This is a genomic window from Sulfurivirga caldicuralii, from assembly GCF_900141795.1.
GTDB classification, from domain to species: domain Bacteria; phylum Pseudomonadota; class Gammaproteobacteria; order Thiomicrospirales; family Thiomicrospiraceae; genus Sulfurivirga; species Sulfurivirga caldicuralii.
This window is the reverse complement of record NZ_FSRE01000001.1, coordinates 147882-167238: the sequence shown is the minus strand read 5'-3', so window position 1 is coordinate 167238 and position 19357 is coordinate 147882. Positions and strand designations below refer to the sequence as shown.

Genomic DNA, 19357 nt, shown 5'->3' with positions numbered 1-19357 from the left:
TGAAAAGGTGAGCGCCCCATGGGTTGACCAGGCGACAGAAAACCCTGCAAAACGGCCTAAAACTGCCGCCCTGGAGAGGCTTGCCGACTGACCTCAAAAAATTCGACCTGAAAAAAGTCGGGGACCCCCCTCCTTCAAGGGGGATTCTGCCAGCTGACGCGATACTGCCGCCTGCTTGCTGGCACACGCACGCCTGCACAAAGAGGCGTCAACATTGCCACGTTCAGTACAGATCCACCGGATCCACATCCAGCGACCACTGCACCGCCGAAGGGGTCTGTCGCCACAAGCCGTGCACCAGCCGATGCAGCACCGCATGCAGCGGCTTGCGACTTTCGCTCTGCAGCAGAAGCTGCCAGCGCCAGTAGCCCTGTCGCCGCGGCATGGGCGACGGTACAGGCCCCCATAGCGCCACCGAACCGTCTGCCACCTGTGGCCATATCCCCATTGCCGTGGTGACCTGAGTCAGAAAGGCCTGTGCCGCCTCGCTGTGATGGCTGCGCACGCGCAACAGCGCCTGATGACTGAACGGCGGCAGCCCGGCCAGCTGGCGCTCCTGCAGCGCGGCCTCGGCAAAGGCCTCATAGCCGCCTTCTGCCAGGGTGCGCAGCAGAGGATGATCCGGCTGATGGGTCTGCAACAGAATTTCACTGGCCTGCGCGCGACGCCCGGCACGACCGGCCACCTGCACAATCAGCTGCGCCATGCGTTCCGGCGCATGAAAATCGGGGGAAAACAGCCCCTGGTCCATCTCCAGCAGCCCCACCAGCGATACATTGGCAAAATCGTGTCCCTTGGCCAGCATCTGTGTGCCCAGCAGAATCATCGGCTCGCCCGCGTGCACCCTGGCCAGCTGTTCCTCCAGTGCGCCCTTGCGCCGCGTGGTATCGCGGTCGATGCGCACCACCGGCACCGCCGGAAACACGTCTGCCATGGCCGCCTCCAGCCGTTCGGTACCCTGCCCCACGTGCAGCCAGTTGCGGCTGCCGCACTGCGGGCAGGTGGGCGGCACGGGGCGCTGATAATCGCAGTGATGACAGTGCAGATGCTCGGGGCGCGCATGGTAGGTGAGATGGGAATCACAGGCAGGACAGTCGGCCTGCCAGCCGCAGTCGTGGCACATGAGCACCGGCGCAAAGCCGCGCCGGTTCAGAAACAGCAGCACCTGGTTGCCTGCCGCCAGATGGCGCGCCATAGCATGGCGCAGCGGCGCCGACACGCCGGCATCGATGCGTTCACCGCGAATATCCAACAGCTTGACCTGTGGCAGAGCGCCACCGCCTACGCGCTCGGGCAGGCTCAGGTGCTGATAACGCCCTGTCTGCGCATGGTGGAGGCTTTCCAGCGAAGGGGTGGCCGAACCGAGCACCACGGGAATAGCCAGCTGCTGCGCCCGCCAGATGGCCATGTCGCGGGCGTGATAGCGCACCCCCTCCTGCTGCTTGTAAGATGGATCATGCTCCTCGTCCACCACAATCAAGCCCAGATTTCGGAAGCGACTGAACAGGGCCGAGCGGGTGCCCAGCGCCACACGTGCCTGGCCGCTGGCCAGCATCCACCAGCCGCAGTGGCGCTCCGTTTCGTTCAGACCGGAATGCAGCGCCACCACCGGCTCGCCCAGCCACTGTTCGAAACGGTCCACCATCTGCGGGGTCAGGGCGATTTCCGGCACCAGCACCAGCGCCTGTCTGCCCGCCGCCAGCACCCGCTCCAGCAGGGCCAGATAGACCGCGGTCTTGCCGCTGCCGGTCACCCCCTGCAGCAGGTGCACGCCAAACGTGTCTGTGTCAATGGCAGACACCACCGCCTCTTGCGCCGCATTCAGGTCATGGCGCGGGTCCGGCTCAACCTTTCGCGCCAGGCAGGGACGCGTGCGCACCTCCACCCAACCCTTTTCTTCAAAGCGACGCAGCGTCCCACGCCAGTCCTCACTGACCCCCCTCAGCGCCTCGGCATCGGCACTGCCCACCGCTCGCAGATGGGCCAGCAGCCGACGCTGCCGCACTGCTCGCGTCGGCAGATCTTCCACGGCCTGCTGCCGCCCAGCCTCAGTCAGCTGCCACAGCGGCACATCGGCCACTGCCATGGGCTTGCCCTGCCGCAATGCCACAGGCAGCGCCAGCTGCATCACCTCGCCCAGCGGGGCATGGTAATAGGCTGCCAGCCGCTGTACGAACGTCAATAGCGTCTCATCCAGAACCGGCGCTTCATCCAGTATGCGAGCAATCGACTTGAGCCTGTATTCCGGCAGGGTGTCGTCCGCAGGCACATCGAGCACCACCCCGACCACCTTGCGTCCCCGCAGCGGGACTTCCACCCGGACCCCGGCCGGCACGGGCACATCGCTCAGATAGGTCAGCGCAAAGGGAAAGGGGCCAGGCACGGCCACGGCAATACGGTGTAAGGTCATAGCGGCTAAAATATAGCAAGCTCGAAAAAAGTCAATGCACGCAAGGCGTACACCATGAACAGGACGAGACCGATCCCATGCTGACAACCCTTATCCGCTGGCACAACCGCCTGCAACGACGGCTGGGCCACGCCGTGGCGTGGCTGACACTGCTGCTGGCACTGCTGACCACACTGGTGGTGGTGCTGCGCTATGGCTTCAATACCGGCTCCATCGCCCTGCAGGAAAGCCTTATTTACATCCACGCTACCGCCTTCATGCTGGGGGCGGCCTACACGTGGCTGCGCGATGCCCACGTGCGTGTGGACATCTTTTATACCCGCGCCAGTGAGCGCACCCGCGCCTGGATCAATATCGCCGGCATCGTCCTGTTCGTGCTGCCGATGATGGGCTTTATTCTTTATGCCAGCTGGGACTATGTGGCGGCCAGCTGGGCCATTCACGAACGCTCGACGGAAGACTCCGGCCTGCCCTACGTGTGGCTGTTGAAAACGCTGATCTTCATAATGCCGGTGTTGATGCTGCTGCAGGCGCTCAGCGGGCTGGGGCTATGGTGGCTGACGCTCACGGCACCGGACAAGGCCGCACCGCTGTGGGCGGAAATCACGCCCGAAGAAGATCTGGAACAGGAGGCCGTGTAATGGCGTGGCTGGCACTGTTGCTGTTCGTGGTTATTTTCCTTGCCCTGCTGCTGGGTTTCCCGGTCGCCTTTACCCTCGGCGGCGCCTCGCTGCTGTTTGCGCTACTGGCCACTGCGCTGGGCGCATTCGACATGGCGTTTCTGCAGAGCATCCCCAACCGCATTTTCGCCATCATGAACAACGAAACCCTGCTGGCGGTGCCGCTGTTCGTGCTCATGGGGCTGATTTTGGAGAAGACGCGCATCGCCGATGAGCTGCTCTCCACACTGGGCGAGCTCTTGAATAACGTGCGCGGGGGACTGGCGCTGGCGGTGATTCTGGTGGGCATGCTGCTGGCGGCCAGCACCGGTATCGTCGGTGCTACGGTGGTGGCCATGGGTGTGCTGGCGCTCCCTGCCATGCTGCGACAGGGCTACGACCCTCGGCTCGCCAGCGGGGTGATTACCGCCTCGGGTACCCTGGGGCAGATTATCCCGCCCTCCATCGTGCTGATTCTGCTGGGCGACGTCATTTCCAACGCCTATCAGCAGGCGCAGCTGGCTCAGGGACTCTTCTCCCCGGAGCCGGTATCGGTAGGCGATCTGTTTGCCGGTGCCTTTATTCCCGGCCTGCTGCTGGTGGTGCTCTACATGGCCTATGTGGTGCTGATGAGCTTTATCCGCCCCGAGCGCCTGCCGGTGCGCCACAAGGTGGAGATTACCCCGCTACTGATTCGCCGCGTCTTTACCGCGATGCTGCCGCCGCTGTTGCTGATCGTGGTGGTGCTGGGCTCCATTCTGGCTGGTTTTGCCACGCCTACGGAGTCGGCCGCACTGGGGGCCTTCGGTGCGCTGGTGCTGGGGATCGTCAAGCGTGAACTGACCTTGAAGCGCCTGCAGGCCGTAATGCGCGATACCCTGACCACCACCAGCATGATCTTCATGATCTTTATCGGTGCCGCCTTCTTTTCGCTGGTGTTCCGCGGCCTCGGTGGCGACGATGTGGTGCGCGAGTGGCTGCATCAGCTGCCAGGCGGTGCCACCACCGCGCTGGTGGTGGTCCTGCTGCTGCTGTTCGTGCTCGGCTTCTTTCTCGACTTTATCGAGATCACCTATGTGGTGGTGCCGGTGGTGGGGCCGATCCTGCTGATGATGGGCATGGATCCGGTGTGGCTGGGGGTAATGATCGCCATGGTGCTGCAGACCAGCTTCCTCACGCCGCCGTTTGGCTTTGCCCTGTTCTACCTGCGCGGCGTAGCCCCCAAGGAGGTAAAAACCGAGCACATTTATGCTGGGGCGATACCCTTTATCGGCCTGCAGCTGCTGATGCTGGCCATTCTGTGGCTGTGGCCACAGCTAGTCACCTGGCTGCCGAAGCTGCTTTACGGCGGGTAAGAAAAAGCCCCGTCAAGGCGGGGCTGGAAGACAACAGACTTCCCCGGGACCTCAGGCGCTTTCACCGTTATAGACACCCCCTGCCGTCACGCGACCTTTTTCCACGGTGATGACACCCCGCGGCGCGTCCTCCCCCCGGTAAAACCGTAGCCAATCACGGAATTGAAGCCGATTTTCTCCAGTGCACCCGTGAGTTCACTGTCGGCATTCCATGCGTCGGCAAACCGTTGTATCCACTCGGCATCAAATAAGGTCATGGGGACCCCTTCTCTGAGACACATTAAGGTCAACGATTTTTAATGTTGGAATATTCGCAATATCTGGTCAAATAAAAACTATCTTATACGCGTTTTAAGGAAATTTTTCCCGTCGCAAAACAATGCCGTTCCCCCTGCTGCTGCAGACAAATGCGCCCCAGCTCATCCACCCCCACATAGGTCCAGCGCCGCCCGCACTGATCCACCACCGCTTCGTCCTGCCGAAACCAGTCCACAGCTGCCCATTGCGGCTGAACATTCAGCCACTGACCACGCTGATAAGTGGGCAGTTTATGCAATAGGAAGGCCGTCCAGTCTGCAAGCCAGTGCTCAGGCAGATGCTCCTTGGCGAGCGCGTAGGGGTGGTGTTGCGTGCGCAGCCAGTTGATCCCAGTGCCCACAATCAGCCCCCTGCCCTGACGCTCCACCAGCGTGCCGCTGACCTTACCTGCCGGATTGTAGAGATCGTTAGGCCATTTGCAGGTGAGCGCATCCTCGCTGAGCGGCTGCAGGGCAGCGCGCAACTGAAAGGCCAGCCAGGGTGTCAGGGTGGCAAAGTCCTCAATCCCGCTTGCATCCGGCAGCCACAGGGAAAACACCAGATCCCGTCCGGGGCGCATTCCCCAGCTCCGTCCCTGCTGGCCGTAGCCGGCCGTCTGGGAATAGGCTACAACCAGCGTGGCTTTCTCCGGCCGCTGTTGCTTCAACCAGGCACTGGTGGAATCCACTTCAAGCAGGACAACGCTTTCGCAGGGGAGATCATCCTGCCACCACTGCTGCATGTCCGCATGGGTCCAGACCATCTTGCACCTCCAGAAACGCAAAACCCCGCCGAAGCGGGGTTTTGCGGTCATGCACGCAACATGATGGATTACTGCCCCAGCGCCTTGCGCTTTTTCTCGATCAGCTGCTTGATCAGCGGGGTCAGGATCAGATCCATGGCGTCAACAAAGTACTTGCTGTTGTACACCAGGGTGTCGTCGCGCTGCATCCAGGCACCCGGAATCTGCTCGGCGATTTCCGGCAGGTTCAGTTGATCCTTGATGCGCACGTGGGTCACCATCAGAGAGTCTTCCGGTGCGGGGACGCTGGGCAGCGTGCCCTCTTCAGTGGAGAACGGATCAGAGGTATCGATCAGGGGCACACGGTGGAAGTTGATGTGCGTGCGGTGGAACTGGGGCACGATGTAGTCCACATAGTCGGGCATGCGCTCCAGGATGATCTTGTGCACGTCTTCCACGGTGTAGGGACGCTCGCTGGTGTCGCGGTAGATCTTCTGCATCCACTCGATGTTCACCGCCGGAGCCACACCCACGCCCAGATCCACATACTGGGCGACATTGTAGGGCTTCTCCCCTTCGTGCAGGTACTTCACCTTGCGCACCATGCCGTGCAGACCTTCGTAGAACAGCAGGTCGGTGCCTTCCGGCAAATCTTCCCACGGCGTGAACTCGCCCGGCTTCAGGTTGGTGCCGAGGCGCTTGTTGTGGAATTCCGCCTCTTCCTCGGAGTGAATGTAGTAGCGGCGCTTTCCGGTGCCGGTTTCACGGTAGGTCTTGAACAGCTCCTCCAGCTTGTCGAACAGGTTGGCGTGCTCGGAGAAGTGGGTCAGCGGACGGCAGCCCTTTTCCTTGCTCTCGGCCACTTTCTGGCGCATGGTAGCGCGATCGTACTTGTGGAAGCTGTCACCTTCGATGATGGCAGGATTCAGGCCTTCACGCTCAAAGATGTTTTCAAAGGCCTTTTTCACGAATGACGTGCCGGCGCCGGACGAACCGACCACGGCCACGATGGGATGTACTGCAGACATGGCTGTCTCCTTGGTTAATCGGCGGGGCACCCTAACGAACCCGTGTTCTCAAGGGGGGTCCCCGACTTTTTTCAAAAGCAATTTTTTCAGCACCTGACGAGACGGGGCAGGCACTTGGTCTGATGGTTTTTTTGGCGATTTCAACTATTTTACACGGTTTTGCCACCCCTTTCGATGACAGCCCCGTGACAGGCGCGTTTACACGTCCAGGTTTTCCACCGCCAGCGCATTTTCTTCGATAAAGGCACGACGCGGCTCCACCGCATCCCCCATCAGCGTGGTGAACACTTCGTCCGCCAGCATGGCATCCTTGATGGTGACCTGCAGCAGACGGCGGGTTTCCGGGTTCATGGTGGTTTCCCACAGCTGTTCCGGATTCATTTCACCCAGACCCTTGTAGCGCTGAATGGTCATGCCGCGCTTGGCTTCACCCAGCAGCCAGTCGAGCGCTTCGCCAAAGTCGCGCACCGGCTGCGCCTTTTCGTCACGCTGAACAGTCGCGTCGGCCTGCAGCAGACCCTCCAGCAGCCGTGCTGTTTCCGCCAGTTGACGGTACTCCTTGCTGGCAAAGAACGGCGCACCCAAGGTCTGGCTGGACAGGGTGCCGTGCTCGCGCACCTCCAAGCGCAGTTGATACGCCTGATCGCCTTCGAATGCCGGCTCGACACGCACGGCAAAATGGACCTTTCCGTCCGCCGCCATAGCGTTCAGCAGCGCCTGCCCCTGCTCGGCCCAGGCATTCAGCGCCGTTTCATCATCCAGCATTTCAAGCGTCACGGGTGACAGCGCCAGCAGCGCCTGCAACAGTTCACGGCGGTAACGGCGGCTCAGGCGATCTATGACGCGCTGAGCGGCCAGCCAGGCTTCCGCCAGACGCCCCAGCGCCACGCCGCTGATGGGCGGCTCACCGCTGCCCGGCAGTAGTTGCGCGCCTTCCAGTGCCTGGTTGAGCAGGTAGCTGTCCAGCTCGGCGTCATCCTTGAGATAGGCTTCCTGCTTGCCCTTTTTCACCTTGTACAGCGGCGGCTGGGCGATGTAGATGTGCCCGCGCTCCACCAGCTCCGGCATCTGCCGGTAAAAGAAGGTGAGCAGCAGGGTGCGGATGTGCGAGCCGTCCACGTCGGCATCGGTCATGATGATGATGCGATGGTAGCGCAGCTTGTCCGGATCATAGTCCTCGGCACCAATGCCGCACCCCAGTGCAGTAATGAGCGTGCCCACCTCGGCGGACTGCAGCATCTTGTCGAAACGGGCCTTTTCCACATTGAGAATCTTGCCCTTCAGCGGCAGGATCGCCTGGGTGCGGCGGTCGCGCCCCTGCTTGGCTGAACCACCGGCGGAGTCGCCCTCCACCAGATACAGCTCGGACAGGGCGGGATCCTTTTCCTGGCAGTCGGCCAGCTTGCCGGGCAGCCCGGCTATGTCCAATGCCCCCTTGCGGCGCGTCATCTCGCGTGCTTTGCGCGCGGCCTCGCGAGCGCGGGCGGCATCGACGATCTTGCCAACGATGGCCTTGGCGTCCTGCGGGAACTCCAGCAGGAATTCCGCCAGCTTTTCGTTCATGGTGGATTCCACCACCGATTTCACTTCGGAGGAAACCAGCTTCTCCTTGGTCTGGGAAGAGAACTTGGGATCGGGTACCTTCACTGACACCACGGCCGCCAGCCCCTCGCGGGCATCGTCGCCGGAGATGTTGATCTTGTACTTCTTCGCCAGCCCTTCCTTTTCCATGTAGCTGTTGAGGGTGCGCGTCAGTGCGGCGCGGAAGCCGGCCATGTGGGTGCCACCATCCTTCTGCGGAATGTTGTTGGTAAAGGCGTAGATGTGCTCCTGATAGGCATCGGACCACTGCATGGCGATCTCGACGGTGATGCCGTCCTTCTCGGCGATGTAGGAAAAGATGTGCGGATGAATCGGCGTGCGGTTGCGGTTGATGTGCTCCACAAACGCCTTGAGGCCGCCTTCGTATTCGAACACCTCTTCCCGTGGCGGCTCCACGCGCAGGTCGATCAGCTCAATGTGCACGCCGGAGTTGAGGAACGACAGCTCCTGCAAGCGCGTGCGCAGCACATCAAAGTCGAATTCGGTAATGGCAAAGATGTCGGGACTGGGCAGAAAGCGCACCTCGGTGCCGGTTTCGTCCGTCTCGCCCACCACCTTGAGGGGATAGAGCGGCTCGCCCAGCTGGTATTCCTGCTGCCAGATCTTGCCGTCGCGCTTGATGGTCAGCCACAGGTGCTCGGACAGGGCATTCACCACCGACACCCCCACGCCGTGCAGACCGCCGGAGACCTTGTAGGAATTATCGTCGAACTTGCCGCCCGCGTGCAGCACGGTCATGATCACTTCGGCAGCCGAACGCCCTTCCTCCGGATGTATGTCCGTAGGGATGCCGCGGCCGTTGTCGGACACGGACACGGAGCCGTCCAGGTGCAAGGTGACCTTGATGGTATCGCAGTAGCCAGCAAGGGCTTCGTCGATGGCGTTGTCCACCACCTCGAAGACCATGTGGTGCAGGCCGGTGCCGTCATCGGTATCGCCGATATACATGCCGGGACGCTTGCGGACGGCTTCGAGCCCCTTGAGAACCTTGATGGAGGAGGAATCGTAACTGGATTGCTGTGCGGGATCGTGCTGTGCCATAGAGGGCTGTTTTCCTATCGGTTTAAGTGGCCGGCACCTCCGCGCATCCTCTGAACGGCCGCGACAGTGGCGATTCTGGTTCAAGGCAAGGCGCGGTAAGTGCAGCATGGTTATTCCATGCAAGCGCGCCGCAACACGGCATTGGGCCAGCATCGCCCTGTCCCTTCGGGTTGCGGCAGGATGGCAGCACCTGCGGCGTTGCTCGCCTTGGATTTGGACCCACCAAGCCCTGCGGCTCGCGCCTTGCATTTGCCGCCATACTGCCTGCAACGCGGACGCGCTCAGAGGGTGTGCGAAAGTGCCCTGATTTTATCACAATTGCAGGGTGTTCGCCTGTTCCACGCCCGGCAGTAGCGCCGCGTCGGTGGCGGTGACGACGTGCTGAATGCCCTGCTCGGCAAGCAGCGCCAGCAGGTGGGCACGGTGGTCGGCATCCAGTTCGGCGGGCAAGTCATCAATGAGCATCACCACGGGACGACCGTGACGCTGCTGAAAGGCTTTAGCCTGCGCCAGCAACAGGGCACAGACGAACAGTTTCTGCTGCCCCCGTGAGAGGGCCACCTCGGCATCCACACCGTCGAAGCGAAAACGCACGTCGGCGCGGTGCGGACCCACGGTGGTGGTGCGCTGCTCCCTGTCCCGCGGCGCACTTTCCTGCAACGCTTCGGCCAGTGTCAGGCCCTGGCGCCAGCCGCTGCGGTAGTGTACGCTCAGGGATGCGGTCACTTCGGGCAGCAGCGCGCCAACAAAGCGCTGCAGCGGTGGCAGTATTTCTTCCAGATAAGCCCGCCGCAATACATCCAGCGCGGCGCCGTGCTGAATCAGCACGCCATCCCATACCTGCACGGCCTGCAACGGCTGCCCCAGACGCAACGCTTGATTGCGCTGCTTGAGGGCGCGCCGCCACGGACGCCAGTGGGCCATGAAATCGCTGAAGTGATAGAAGCCGCCCCAGTCCAGATACTGCCGGCGCAGGCGCGGTCCCTCCTCCAGCAGACGATGGGACTCCGGGGTCAGCAGCTGCAGCGGCAGTTTTTTGCTCAGCTGCGCTTGCGTATCAACGCTCTGGCCATCCAGGCGCAAGGTGGTTGCCTGCAAGGTGCGCGACCAGCCGAGGCGATGACCCTCTACCTGCGCAAACACCACTGCCTGATTCTGTTGATGACGAATGACCTGATTAAGGCGTGCGGTGCGGAAGGAGCGCCCCGTGGCCAACAACCACAGGGCTTCGACGATGGCCGTTTTCCCGGCAGCATTGGCGCCAAGCACGGCATTGAAACCGGGCGCAAGCGCCCAGTTCAGATGCTCGAAACAACGAAAGTTGGTCAGCGCCAGCTGTTCAAGACGCGCCACGTGTCAACGGGGGATCAGAGCCGCATGGGCATGATGACGTGCTGGCAATGGGCCAGTTCGCCCTGCTCCTCGATGAGCAGCGCCGAGGTGGCATCCTTGAAGGCAAGGGTGACAAAGTCGTCCTGACTGGTATTGAGCACATCCAGCAGATACTGCACATTGAAGGCAATCTCGAACTCGGGGCCGTCATACTCCACCACCAGTTCTTCGTAGGCCTCGTCCTGCTCGCTGTTGTGGGCTGTGACGGTCAGCAGGCCCGGCTTGAGCGCCAGTCGCACCGACTTGAAGCGATCGCTGGAGAGGATGGTGGCGCGCTGCAGAATTGCCTTGAGCAGATTGCGGTCCGCCTTGAGCAACAGATCGTTGGCAGTGGGCAGCACGCGGCGATAGTCGGGGAAGCGCCCTTCGATCAGCTTGGAGGTAAAGGTGACGCCTTCCATCTGCACGGTCATCATGTTGCTGGCCAGACCCAACTGCACCAGATCGTCGCTGTCGTGAACCAGCTTGATCAGCTCCAGCGCGCCCTTGCGCGGCAGAATGGCTTCCGTATGGGGCAGGTTGTCGGTATCCAGCTGGGTTTCACAGGTGGAAAGGCGGTGTCCATCGGTCGCCACCACGCGCAGTGCATGGTCATTGATATCGAACAGCATCCCGTTGAGATAGTAGCGCACGTCCTGCTGCGCCATGGCGAATTGGGTGTGCGAGAGAATATGGCGCAGGCGGTTCTGCGGCACACTGAGGGTCACTGTCGCCTGAGTCAGATCCAGCAGCGGGAATTCATCGGCGGGCAGGGTGGACAGCTTGAAGCGAGAGCGCCCCGCACTGAGGGTGCAGCGCCCGCTTTCGTTAAAGCTGAGCTGAATCACCACACCTTCCGGCAACGCGCGCACAATATTGAGCAGCTTGACCGCCGGCAGCGTGGTAGCGAACTGAGGCTGGTCGGCACTGTCCACCAGCACCTGGGCGCGTACTTCGATTTCCAGATCGGTGGCCGTCACCGTCAGTGTCTGGTCCTGCAGCTGTAGCAGCACATTGCCCAAAATCACCTTGGTCTGACGTTTCTCCACCACCCCTGCAACGGTTTGCAGCGCCTTGAGCAACGTGTCCCGGCTGATGGTCAGGTTCATGCACTCTCCCCTCAGTTGGTCAGTATCTTGATCAGGTTGTTGAAGTCTTCTTCCAGGCGCGCATCTTCACTGCGCAGTTTTTTCATCTGCCGCACCGCATGCAGTACGGTGGTGTGATCACGACCGCCAAAGGCGTCACCGATCTCGGGCAGGCTGTGGCTGGTGAGCTCCTTCGCCAGTGCCATGGCCATTTGCCGGGGGCGGGCCACGTTGCGGCTGCGCCGCTTGGAGAGCAGCTCGCGAATGGGCAGCTTGTAGTAGTCCGCCACCGTTTTCTGAATGTTCTCAAGGGTAATGCGCTTTTCCTGGATGCGCAACAGGTCCTTGAGCGCATCCTTGGCCAGCTCCAGCGTAATGGGCTGCTGTGTGAACTGGGCGTAGGCGATCACGCGCTTGAGGGCCCCTTCCAGATCGCGCACATTGCCGCGCAGTCGCTTGGCGATGAAAAACGCCACCTCCTCCGGCAGGCGCACATCGGCTTCAGCGGCCTTCTGCAGCAGAATGGCCACGCGCATTTCGAACTCGGGCGGCTCCACCTGAATGGTCAGCCCCCACCCAAAGCGGGACTTGAGGCGATCTTCCAGGCCGTCCACCTCCTTCGGGAAGCGGTCGGAGGTGAGGATAACCTGCTTGTTGCCTTCCAGTAGGGTATTGAAGGTGTGAAAGAACTCTTCCTGCGACTGCTCCTTGTTAGCAAAGAACTGGATGTCATCGATCAGCAAAGCATCCAGTGAACGGTAGAAGCGCTTGAACTGGTCGATCTTGTTGTGACGCAGGGCATTGACCATGTCCGCCACGAAACGCTCGGAGTGCAGATAGACCACGCGCGCGTCGGGGTTGTTTTTCAGCATGGCATTGCCGATGGCGTGCATCAGGTGGGTCTTACCCAGACCAACGCCGCCGTAGATGAAGAAGGGGTTGTAGCTGCCGCCGGGGTTTTCTGCCACCTGTCGTGCGGCTGCGGCTGCGAGCTGGTTGGCCTTGCCTTCCACAAAATTCTCGAATGTAAAGGCAGGATTGAGGTTGTGGCGAATGCCGGCGGTCTTGGGTTTCTCCACCTCTACCACGGCCGCCCCACCGGCAGGACGGGCGTTTTGCGGCGCGGGCTCTGCTGCCAGATTGTAGTCGCCGCCTACCTCCACAACCACTTCCGGCGGATTTTGCGGCTTCACCTGCGCCACTGCGGCGCGAATCTGCGGCAGCAGCTTGCGGTTGATCCAGTCCTGCATGTGGGAGGTGGGCGCGATCAGCCGCAGGGTATTGCCTTCTTCCTTGACCTCTAAAGGCCGGATCCAGGTAAAGAACTGCATTTCATTGAGCTGATCCTGAAGAAGCGAAAGGCTTTGATTCCATGTGGTGCTCAATGTTTTGACCCTCTGATCTGGCGGTCATGCCCTTGCTGCAGCCGGCGTGTTGGCCACGGCTGGGCAGTTTGCGTTGACCGATAATATTTGATGACGATACGTCTGTGTTCAGAGGCCATTATAGCTGTGCATAACCCTCAAAAACAAAGAAGGGTTGTGGATAACTTTTGCATAAACCCTGTGGACAAGTTGCGAGAAAAGTGCACATCCCATTGATTTAAAAGTCGTTTCATGCGTGCGCAAAAAAGATCATCTTCCCTGCCAGCAGCAACAGCAGCACCCCAAGCGCGCGCTTGAGCGGCTTGGGTGGGAGACGGTGCGCCAGCCGGGCGCCATACTTCGCCGTCAGACTGCTCGCCGCCACGATACCGAGAAAGGCCGGCCAGTAGATATAACCGGTCGCGAAGGGCGGAATGTCCGTGGCATGCATTCCACCCAGCAGATAACCCAGCGTACCGGCTGCAGCAACCGGCAGACTGCAGGCCGCCGATGTGGCAATGGCCTCGTGCAATGAGATGTTGTGCCAGACCAGATACGGGGTCGTCAGTGTGCCGCCGCCAATGCCCACCAGCGAGGCCAGAAAACCAATGACCACGCCGGCGAAGAAATTGCCCACCGGTCCGGGCAGGGTACGATGCGGCTTAGGCTGCAATGCGAGGATGAAATTGATGGCAATGAATATTTCCATCACGGCGAAGACAATGGCCAGCTCCTTCGAAGGCACAAACTGCGAACCCCAGCCACCCAGAAATCCGCCCAGAAAAATGCCCGCCGACAACTGCTTGACCAGGTCCCAGCGCACGGCACCATGTCCATGATGGGCACGCACCGATGCCAGTGAGGTCACCAGAATCGTTGCCAGTGAAGTGCCGATGGCCAAATGCACGATATGTGGCGTATCCAAATACCATGCAAATACGCTCGTCAATACGGGCACGACGATCAACCCACCGCCAACGCCAAACAGCCCCGCCATGAAACCGACCACGGCACCGGTAAGCAGATAGACACCCAATTCGATAATCATGTTCTCGCCTTGTAATCTCGCCTGGCCGCACGCATTATACGCTCCATGGCTTATGCACTCATTGGACTCGTGCTGCTGGCACTGCTGTCACAGCTGCCTGGTTGGTGGGCCAGCTGGACACTCAGGCGCCACAACACGCCCGCCAATCTGCCGGGCGGTGGTGCCGAGTTTGCCGCATGGTTGATCCGCCAGAAGAATCTCCCCGTCTCGCTGGAACGGGGCGAGAGCGACCACTATGACCCCACCACACGCACGGTCCGCCTGAGCCCAGCCTTTTACAGCACCCCCTCTCTTGCCGCCGTCGCTGTCGCCGCCCACGAAGTGGCCCACGCCCAGCAGCATGCCGAACAACACCCCGGGTTCATGCAGCGCATTCAATTGATCCAGCGCGCTCAGTGGCTGCAGAAACTTAGCGCCGGCGCCCTGCTGGCGGCACCATTGCTCATCCCCCTCACCCATGGCTTCGTTGCCCCCATGCTGGCCTTTACCGCGGGCTTTATTGCACAGGGCGTACCACTGCTGATTCACCTGCAGACCCTGCAGGTGGAATGGGATGCCAGTTTCAACCGGGCCCTGCCCTGGCTGCAGGAAAGCGGACACTTCACACCGGCACAGCTGCGCATCATGCGACAGGTACTGCGCGCCTGCGCCCTGACCTATGTGGCGCAATCGGTAGGCAGTCTGTTCAATGTACTGCGCTGGTTACAGCAGGGTCGCCGCTGAAGGTGCATCATCAGACGCCGGGTCGTATAATCCAGTCAATAAACTTTTCAAAATAGAGTGGATACCATGGACCGTCACATTCTCTGCATCAAACAACCCGTCCTCGACGCCAACCAGAAGCTGCACAGCTATAGCTACACTCTGCAGACCGTTGGCAAACAGACATTGACCGATCAAGCGTGGGAAGATGAGGCCCGCGAACTGTTCGCGGATCTGCAGAAGAATGAGGCTCTGGATGCGCTGGCGGGTCCCAATTACTGTTTTTATCGCGTGCCCTACGTCCTGCTGAAGCCGGATGTACTGCCGCCACTGCAAGACCGCTCGCGTCTGGTCATTGAAATCGACCGCGGCATTGTGGGCAACCGCGATGCACTCGCCTACCTGAAAGCCCTGCACAATGATGGTTTACAGATTGCACTGCACGACTATCAGGCGGACGACACCACAGACAAACTGCTGAGCATCGCCCGCTTCGTGAAGCTGAACCTGAAAACGCTGGGTGAAGAGGCCGCCATTGCGACCTATCTCAAACTGAAGGACACGCACACCCCCATTGTTACCCACGTGGAGGACGAGGCCCAGTTCCAACGCCTGAAGGCTGAAGGCGTCGAACTCTTCCAGGGTTACTACTTTGTCAATCCGGTGATCAGTGCCGATCAGGAACTCAGCCCCAACGAAGCGGCCCTGCTGCAGCTGATTGCTGAACTCAACAGCGACGACACCGACTTTGACCGCCTCGCGGAAATCATCTCAACCGATGTGGCCCTGACGCACCAGCTGCTGGCTGCGATCAACCACCCCAGCAACGACCTGCCCCGGGAAGTGACCAGCATCGAGGATGCAGTGCAACTGATGGGACTCAAGCGCCTCAAGTTCTGGGTCACCATCATGCTGCTCAGCCGGGCGGAAGGCGTGCCGGAAGAACTGCTCAAGACAGCGCTCACCCGCGGCAAGTTCATGGAGATGCTGGCAGCGCATGCACCCGGGCATGAACGGGAAAAGGACGCCTTTTTCCTCGTCGGCCTGTTTTCCACCCTGAATGCCTTTTTCCATCTGCCCATGCGAGATCTGGTGGATCAACTGCCCCTGGCTGCCCCGCTCAAGAAGGCACTGACAGACTACGAGGGCGATATGGGACAGGCACTGCGCATTACCAAGGCACTGGAACAGGGCAGTACGGATCTCATGAGTCTGCGGTTTGAAAACCTGGATATCATGAACATCTCCTCCTTCTATCTTGCCGCCACTGCCTGGGCCAGCAAAATTCTGCAAAGCGCCCGATAACCCCCCCTCTCAGCCCTAACATGCAAAAAAGCGCCTTAATGGCGCTTTTTTGTGCGATCAGGGCATAGATTCCCACTTGCAAACAAACCAAATTCAATTGTTCACCAGCTGAACCGGCTCCCGTGAATACCTGACAGACGGGCACAAAAAAGCCCGCCAAAAGGCGGGCTTGACACGGTTCAGGCAGTCACAATGCAAATTAGAAGCCTGCGTGGCCGACACCCGGAGGTGCCTCATGCAGACGCTGATTTACGTTGTACTGAGGTGTGCCATCCGGCAGACGACGCGCCTGACGGTAATGGTGGATGTTACCCGCACCATCGCCAACCAGATAATCCGGACAATCCTTCATGCAACGCTTGTTGTGCGTCACAGGACGGTGGTCGCAGAAGAAGTTGCCCTGGTTCTTCATATATTTGTTGGCCGCCATAATGACCTGAGCCGTTGCCTTGTCGCTGTCGTCCAGCGTGGTGTCTTCATCATCCAGCGGAATACCGTTGGCCTGAATCAGATAAGCCGTAATACCCAGGTAACCCTTGTCGCCAATCGCAGGCGAGTTGGGTGACCAGAATGGCATGGCACGGCGGCTGTAATCGAAAATGGTGGTCGCATACGGCCAGTAGTTGCCGATGGTTTTCATGGGCGCCGGATCGCGGAAGTCCGAGGTTACCAGATCCTCGTCCACCGCCAGCGGCAGGTAACCCTTGGCGCCCTCACCAAACTCACCGTGACACATGCCGCAGAACTGAACGTAGATGTTGCCACCCTTTTCGACGGTCACGGCCTCTTCTTCAGAGACGTTCGGCCAGCCGTTACCGTCACCATCCACGTTGATCTCCCAGATCTTCAGCGCAGACTCTGCGATAGGCTTGCCAAACTTATTGGCGATGTAATCCGCCTTTTCATTCTTTTCAGCGCTGTCCCAGACTTCAACAAACGCCTTGGGCACCTTACACTGGGCGTTGCCGTGCGGGCCACCATCGATGCTGTCGTCTACCTCGAAGGAGTATGGGTTGTTGGGATCCAGCTTGGCACGCAGCGAATTTACGTCTGAACCCAGGATCTTTTCCATCACCTCACGGTCCAGATACTTTCCGCCATTTTCCTTGATGATTTCGCGGTAGTTGGCGGCCCACTTGCCTTCGATCTTGCCTGCAGCGGCGGCGGTATCGCCACCCTTGTCGTTGCTGCTCATGGCAAGGGCCGAGCCTGCTGCCATAGAGGCAACAACTGCTGCGGCGATCAGAGATTTCTTAGTACTGAACATTTTCAATCAAGCCTCCGTTTTTGCTATCCCAGGCATGTACGCGCCACGTTACCATCGCAGTACGGTGGTAAACGTTGTTGGTACCTTCCACTGCACGCATTTGCGGCATGGGCGGCTGTACGTAACCGGTTTCGTCGGTAACACGGCTCATCAGGAAAGCCTCGCTGCCATCCCAATCCCATTCGATCTCGAAACGGGTCCATGCCTTGTCCAGTACCGGCGAAGTGAAGTGCGCCTCGTGCCAGTTCTTGCCGCCATCGAAGGATACATCCACATGGGCGACTTTGCCGCGACCGGACCATGCCAGACCACGTACATAGTACTTGCCCGGACCCTGCATGCGGTAGTCAGGAGACGGGTAGGTGATCACGGAGTTGGGTTCCATGTACCAGGAGAAGCGCTGGGCCGTACCATCCGGCATCAGCTCGGTGTACTTGGAAGTTTCTTCACGGTGCTGCAGCGGTACGTCTGTAACCTTGATGCGACGCAGGTATTTCACCCACATGTTGGCTTCACAGCCCGGCACCACCAGGCGGATGGGATAACCCTGCTCGCGGCGCAGTGCTTCACCGTTCTGCGCATAGGCCACAAAACAGTCGTCCATAGCAATTTCCAGCGGAATGGAGCGGGACATGCCGGATGCGTCCGCACCTTCAGGAATAATCCAGCGTGCCTTGTCCAGCTTGATGCCAGCTTCCTTGAGCAGGTCAGACAGGCGAACACCGGTGTATTCCACGCAGGACATCATGCCGTGCGTCCACTGCACGGAGTTCAGCTGCACGCCCTTCCATTCCATCGCGCCGTTGGCCGGACACTCGATGAAGTGGATGCGGGAAATGGAGGGGAAGCGCTTCAGATCATCAACGGTGAAGATCAGCGGGCGCTCAACCAGACCATGAATCACCAGACGGTGGGTCTTGGGATCGATATCCGCGGCACCGCCGTGGAAACGCTCGAAGTGCAGGCCGTTCGGGGTAATGATACCGTGCAGGCTCTGAATGGGTGTCATGGTGATGGACGCCATGGAGTCAGGCGTCAGCCACTCCAGCGTGCGGCGCTGCACGTCCTTCTCGTAGGGAGAGGGGACGCCATAGGGGTAACGACGCACACCGAAACCCAGACGCTTGCGCCAGGGGCCGTCCTGCAGCGGCTCGGTAATTTCCTTTTCGCCCGCGTAAGGCGCCACAGCCTTCTTGGGATCATAGTCGGCGGAGGCTGCCTTGGTAAACAGCACGCCACCGGCGACGGCCGCAGAACCCTTCAGAAAAGCGCGGCGGCTCTGGCTGCGGCTCTCCTCGGATTGCACTGCAACCTTTTCTTCAACGCGATTATCAGTCATTGATAGTGCTCCTTGATTGGTATTCTTGCTCTGTAACACCAACAGTCAGTGCCTGCACTGTATAAAGCACAAGCGGCTGTGTTGACCTGCCCGCTCAACCACAAGTGGACAGGTTGCACAAGCGAGTCTTGCAATCTTAACGTGGCAGTGGAAAGCGGCGCAAGACAATGAATTCAAAAAACCATTAAATCCTGATATAAATTTTTTATGAGGGTGGCAACCGGTTTCTATGAGTCGAGATACCCTTCGCGGCGCATCACCTGACAGACCGTTCCACCACCATTCGGGTCCTCAATGGCGCGCGCCACATCGTGCATGAAGCGGTTCAGTTCGTCCACGGAAAAGACACTGAGCAGGCGATTCATGATCTCCGGTGGAATCAGCACAGTGGTATAACTGCCGTCCTTGAGCTGAATCTGCATGCCGGTCATGGCCACACTTTCATCTTCTGCCTCCACCATCTCGGCCTGCTCGCCAAAAAACAGTTCGTCATAAAGCGCCTCGGCCATCTCGGCCAGTGCATCGCTGACCGTACCGGTCAGGCGCACCACCACACCATCCTGCTGAACTTCAACCTCCGTTGCAGCCCCCTCGTTTTCACACCCCTGCGCAAAGCGCTCTGCGAGACCGCGGTCAAAAAAGAGATATTCGTAATCCATGTCGCCCTCCCAATGGCACCGACCAGCGTTTGTGCGTATCATTTGAAAACGTTGACCTCGCATTGTAAAGGACAGCCCGA

The 19357-nt window shown here is 60.0% G+C and carries 16 protein-coding genes; 4 read left to right on the top strand and 12 right to left on the bottom strand.

Annotated elements, in window-relative coordinates:
• Positions 1-223: 223 nt before the first annotated feature.
• Positions 224-2410 (bottom strand): primosomal protein N', encoded by a 2187-nt coding sequence (locus tag BUQ81_RS00850; protein WP_074200510.1) that lies wholly within the window; start codon positions 2408-2410, stop codon positions 224-226.
• A 77-nt stretch (positions 2411-2487) separates the two neighbouring features.
• Between BUQ81_RS00850 and BUQ81_RS00845 the strand changes: the two genes are divergently transcribed.
• Positions 2488-3051 carry a TRAP transporter small permease subunit gene (locus tag BUQ81_RS00845; RefSeq protein WP_074200509.1) on the top strand — a complete coding sequence of 188 codons (564 nt, stop codon included), beginning with the start codon at positions 2488-2490 and terminating at the stop codon, positions 3049-3051.
• Positions 3051-4424 (top strand): TRAP transporter large permease, encoded by a 1374-nt coding sequence (locus BUQ81_RS00840; RefSeq protein ID WP_074200508.1) that lies wholly within the window; start codon positions 3051-3053, stop codon positions 4422-4424. The genes BUQ81_RS00845 and BUQ81_RS00840 overlap by 1 nt, the downstream gene beginning before the upstream one ends.
• A gap of 86 nt (positions 4425-4510) precedes the next feature.
• Here BUQ81_RS00840 and BUQ81_RS08680 read toward each other — a convergent pair whose 3' ends face one another.
• From BUQ81_RS08680 to BUQ81_RS00805, 8 genes are all read right to left on the bottom strand, one after another.
• The gene (locus tag BUQ81_RS08680; RefSeq protein WP_159432244.1) at positions 4511-4681 is read right to left on the bottom strand and encodes a hypothetical protein; all 171 of its coding nucleotides are present in this window, start codon (positions 4679-4681) and stop codon (positions 4511-4513) included.
• Positions 4682-4764: 83 nt separating this feature from the next.
• On the bottom strand, positions 4765-5484 hold the full coding sequence (locus BUQ81_RS00835; protein ID WP_074200507.1) for a biotin--[acetyl-CoA-carboxylase] ligase: 720 nt from the start codon (positions 5482-5484) through the stop codon (positions 4765-4767).
• A 68-nt stretch (positions 5485-5552) separates the two neighbouring features.
• The gene (locus BUQ81_RS00830) at positions 5553-6491 is read right to left on the bottom strand and encodes a phosphoribulokinase (RefSeq protein ID WP_074200506.1); all 939 of its coding nucleotides are present in this window, start codon (positions 6489-6491) and stop codon (positions 5553-5555) included.
• A gap of 198 nt (positions 6492-6689) precedes the next feature.
• Complete coding sequence (gene gyrB / locus BUQ81_RS00825) at positions 6690-9134, bottom strand: DNA topoisomerase (ATP-hydrolyzing) subunit B (RefSeq protein WP_074200505.1); 2445 nt, start codon at positions 9132-9134, stop codon at positions 6690-6692.
• Between the two features lie 312 nt (positions 9135-9446).
• A complete protein-coding gene (gene recF, locus BUQ81_RS00820) occupies positions 9447-10487 on the bottom strand; it encodes a DNA replication/repair protein RecF (protein WP_074200504.1) in 1041 nt (346 codons plus the stop codon).
• Positions 10488-10501: 14 nt separating this feature from the next.
• Positions 10502-11614, bottom strand: coding sequence for a DNA polymerase III subunit beta (gene dnaN, locus BUQ81_RS00815; protein WP_074200503.1), 1113 nt, complete (start codon positions 11612-11614; stop codon positions 10502-10504).
• Positions 11615-11625: 11 nt separating this feature from the next.
• Positions 11626-12978: a chromosomal replication initiator protein DnaA gene (dnaA, locus tag BUQ81_RS00810; RefSeq protein ID WP_074200502.1), complete on the bottom strand. Its 1353-nt coding sequence runs from the start codon at positions 12976-12978 to the stop codon at positions 11626-11628.
• A 229-nt stretch (positions 12979-13207) separates the two neighbouring features.
• Positions 13208-14005, bottom strand: coding sequence for a sulfite exporter TauE/SafE family protein (locus tag BUQ81_RS00805; RefSeq protein WP_074200501.1), 798 nt, complete (start codon positions 14003-14005; stop codon positions 13208-13210).
• 45 nt (positions 14006-14050) lie between these two features.
• Between BUQ81_RS00805 and BUQ81_RS00800 the strand changes: the two genes are divergently transcribed.
• Both BUQ81_RS00800 and BUQ81_RS00795 read left to right on the top strand, forming a co-directional pair.
• Positions 14051-14728 carry a zinc metallopeptidase gene (locus tag BUQ81_RS00800; protein ID WP_074200500.1) on the top strand — a complete coding sequence of 226 codons (678 nt, stop codon included), beginning with the start codon at positions 14051-14053 and terminating at the stop codon, positions 14726-14728.
• Positions 14729-14794: 66 nt separating this feature from the next.
• Positions 14795-16012: an EAL and HDOD domain-containing protein gene (locus BUQ81_RS00795; RefSeq protein WP_074200499.1), complete on the top strand. Its 1218-nt coding sequence runs from the start codon at positions 14795-14797 to the stop codon at positions 16010-16012.
• 199 nt (positions 16013-16211) lie between these two features.
• Here BUQ81_RS00795 and BUQ81_RS00790 read toward each other — a convergent pair whose 3' ends face one another.
• From BUQ81_RS00790 to BUQ81_RS00780, 3 genes are all read right to left on the bottom strand, one after another.
• The gene (locus BUQ81_RS00790) at positions 16212-17231 is read right to left on the bottom strand and encodes a c-type cytochrome (RefSeq protein WP_234947261.1); all 1020 of its coding nucleotides are present in this window, start codon (positions 17229-17231) and stop codon (positions 16212-16214) included.
• Positions 17232-17265: 34 nt separating this feature from the next.
• The gene (gene soxC, locus BUQ81_RS00785) at positions 17266-18618 is read right to left on the bottom strand and encodes a sulfite dehydrogenase (protein ID WP_074200497.1); all 1353 of its coding nucleotides are present in this window, start codon (positions 18616-18618) and stop codon (positions 17266-17268) included.
• Positions 18619-18845: 227 nt separating this feature from the next.
• On the bottom strand, positions 18846-19277 hold the full coding sequence (locus BUQ81_RS00780; RefSeq protein ID WP_074200496.1) for a hypothetical protein: 432 nt from the start codon (positions 19275-19277) through the stop codon (positions 18846-18848).
• Positions 19278-19357: the final 80 nt, after the last annotated feature.

What these genes read in the sequence shown, in the direction of transcription:
- BUQ81_RS00800 (WP_074200500.1), top strand. Translation starts at nt 14,051, where the DNA reads ATGGCTTATGCACTCATTGGACTCGTGCTGCTGGCACTGCTGTCACAG.
- BUQ81_RS00795 (WP_074200499.1), top strand. Translation starts at nt 14,795, where the DNA reads ATGGACCGTCACATTCTCTGCATCAAACAACCCGTCCTCGACGCCAAC.
- BUQ81_RS00805 (WP_074200501.1), bottom strand. Translation starts at nt 14,005, where the DNA reads ATGATTATCGAATTGGGTGTCTATCTGCTTACCGGTGCCGTGGTCGGT.
- gyrB (WP_074200505.1), bottom strand. Translation starts at nt 9,134, where the DNA reads ATGGCACAGCACGATCCCGCACAGCAATCCAGTTACGATTCCTCCTCC.
- BUQ81_RS00830 (WP_074200506.1), bottom strand. Translation starts at nt 6,491, where the DNA reads ATGTCTGCAGTACATCCCATCGTGGCCGTGGTCGGTTCGTCCGGCGCC.
- soxC (WP_074200497.1), bottom strand. Translation starts at nt 18,618, where the DNA reads ATGACTGATAATCGCGTTGAAGAAAAGGTTGCAGTGCAATCCGAGGAG.
- BUQ81_RS00840 (WP_074200508.1), top strand. Translation starts at nt 3,051, where the DNA reads ATGGCGTGGCTGGCACTGTTGCTGTTCGTGGTTATTTTCCTTGCCCTG.
- BUQ81_RS08680 (WP_159432244.1), bottom strand. Translation starts at nt 4,681, where the DNA reads ATGACCTTATTTGATGCCGAGTGGATACAACGGTTTGCCGACGCATGG.
- BUQ81_RS00790 (WP_234947261.1), bottom strand. Translation starts at nt 17,231, where the DNA reads ATGGCAGCAGGCTCGGCCCTTGCCATGAGCAGCAACGACAAGGGTGGC.
- dnaN (WP_074200503.1), bottom strand. Translation starts at nt 11,614, where the DNA reads ATGAACCTGACCATCAGCCGGGACACGTTGCTCAAGGCGCTGCAAACC.
- BUQ81_RS00845 (WP_074200509.1), top strand. Translation starts at nt 2,488, where the DNA reads ATGCTGACAACCCTTATCCGCTGGCACAACCGCCTGCAACGACGGCTG.
- BUQ81_RS00850 (WP_074200510.1), bottom strand. Translation starts at nt 2,410, where the DNA reads ATGACCTTACACCGTATTGCCGTGGCCGTGCCTGGCCCCTTTCCCTTT.
- BUQ81_RS00835 (WP_074200507.1), bottom strand. Translation starts at nt 5,484, where the DNA reads ATGGTCTGGACCCATGCGGACATGCAGCAGTGGTGGCAGGATGATCTC.
- BUQ81_RS00780 (WP_074200496.1), bottom strand. Translation starts at nt 19,277, where the DNA reads ATGGATTACGAATATCTCTTTTTTGACCGCGGTCTCGCAGAGCGCTTT.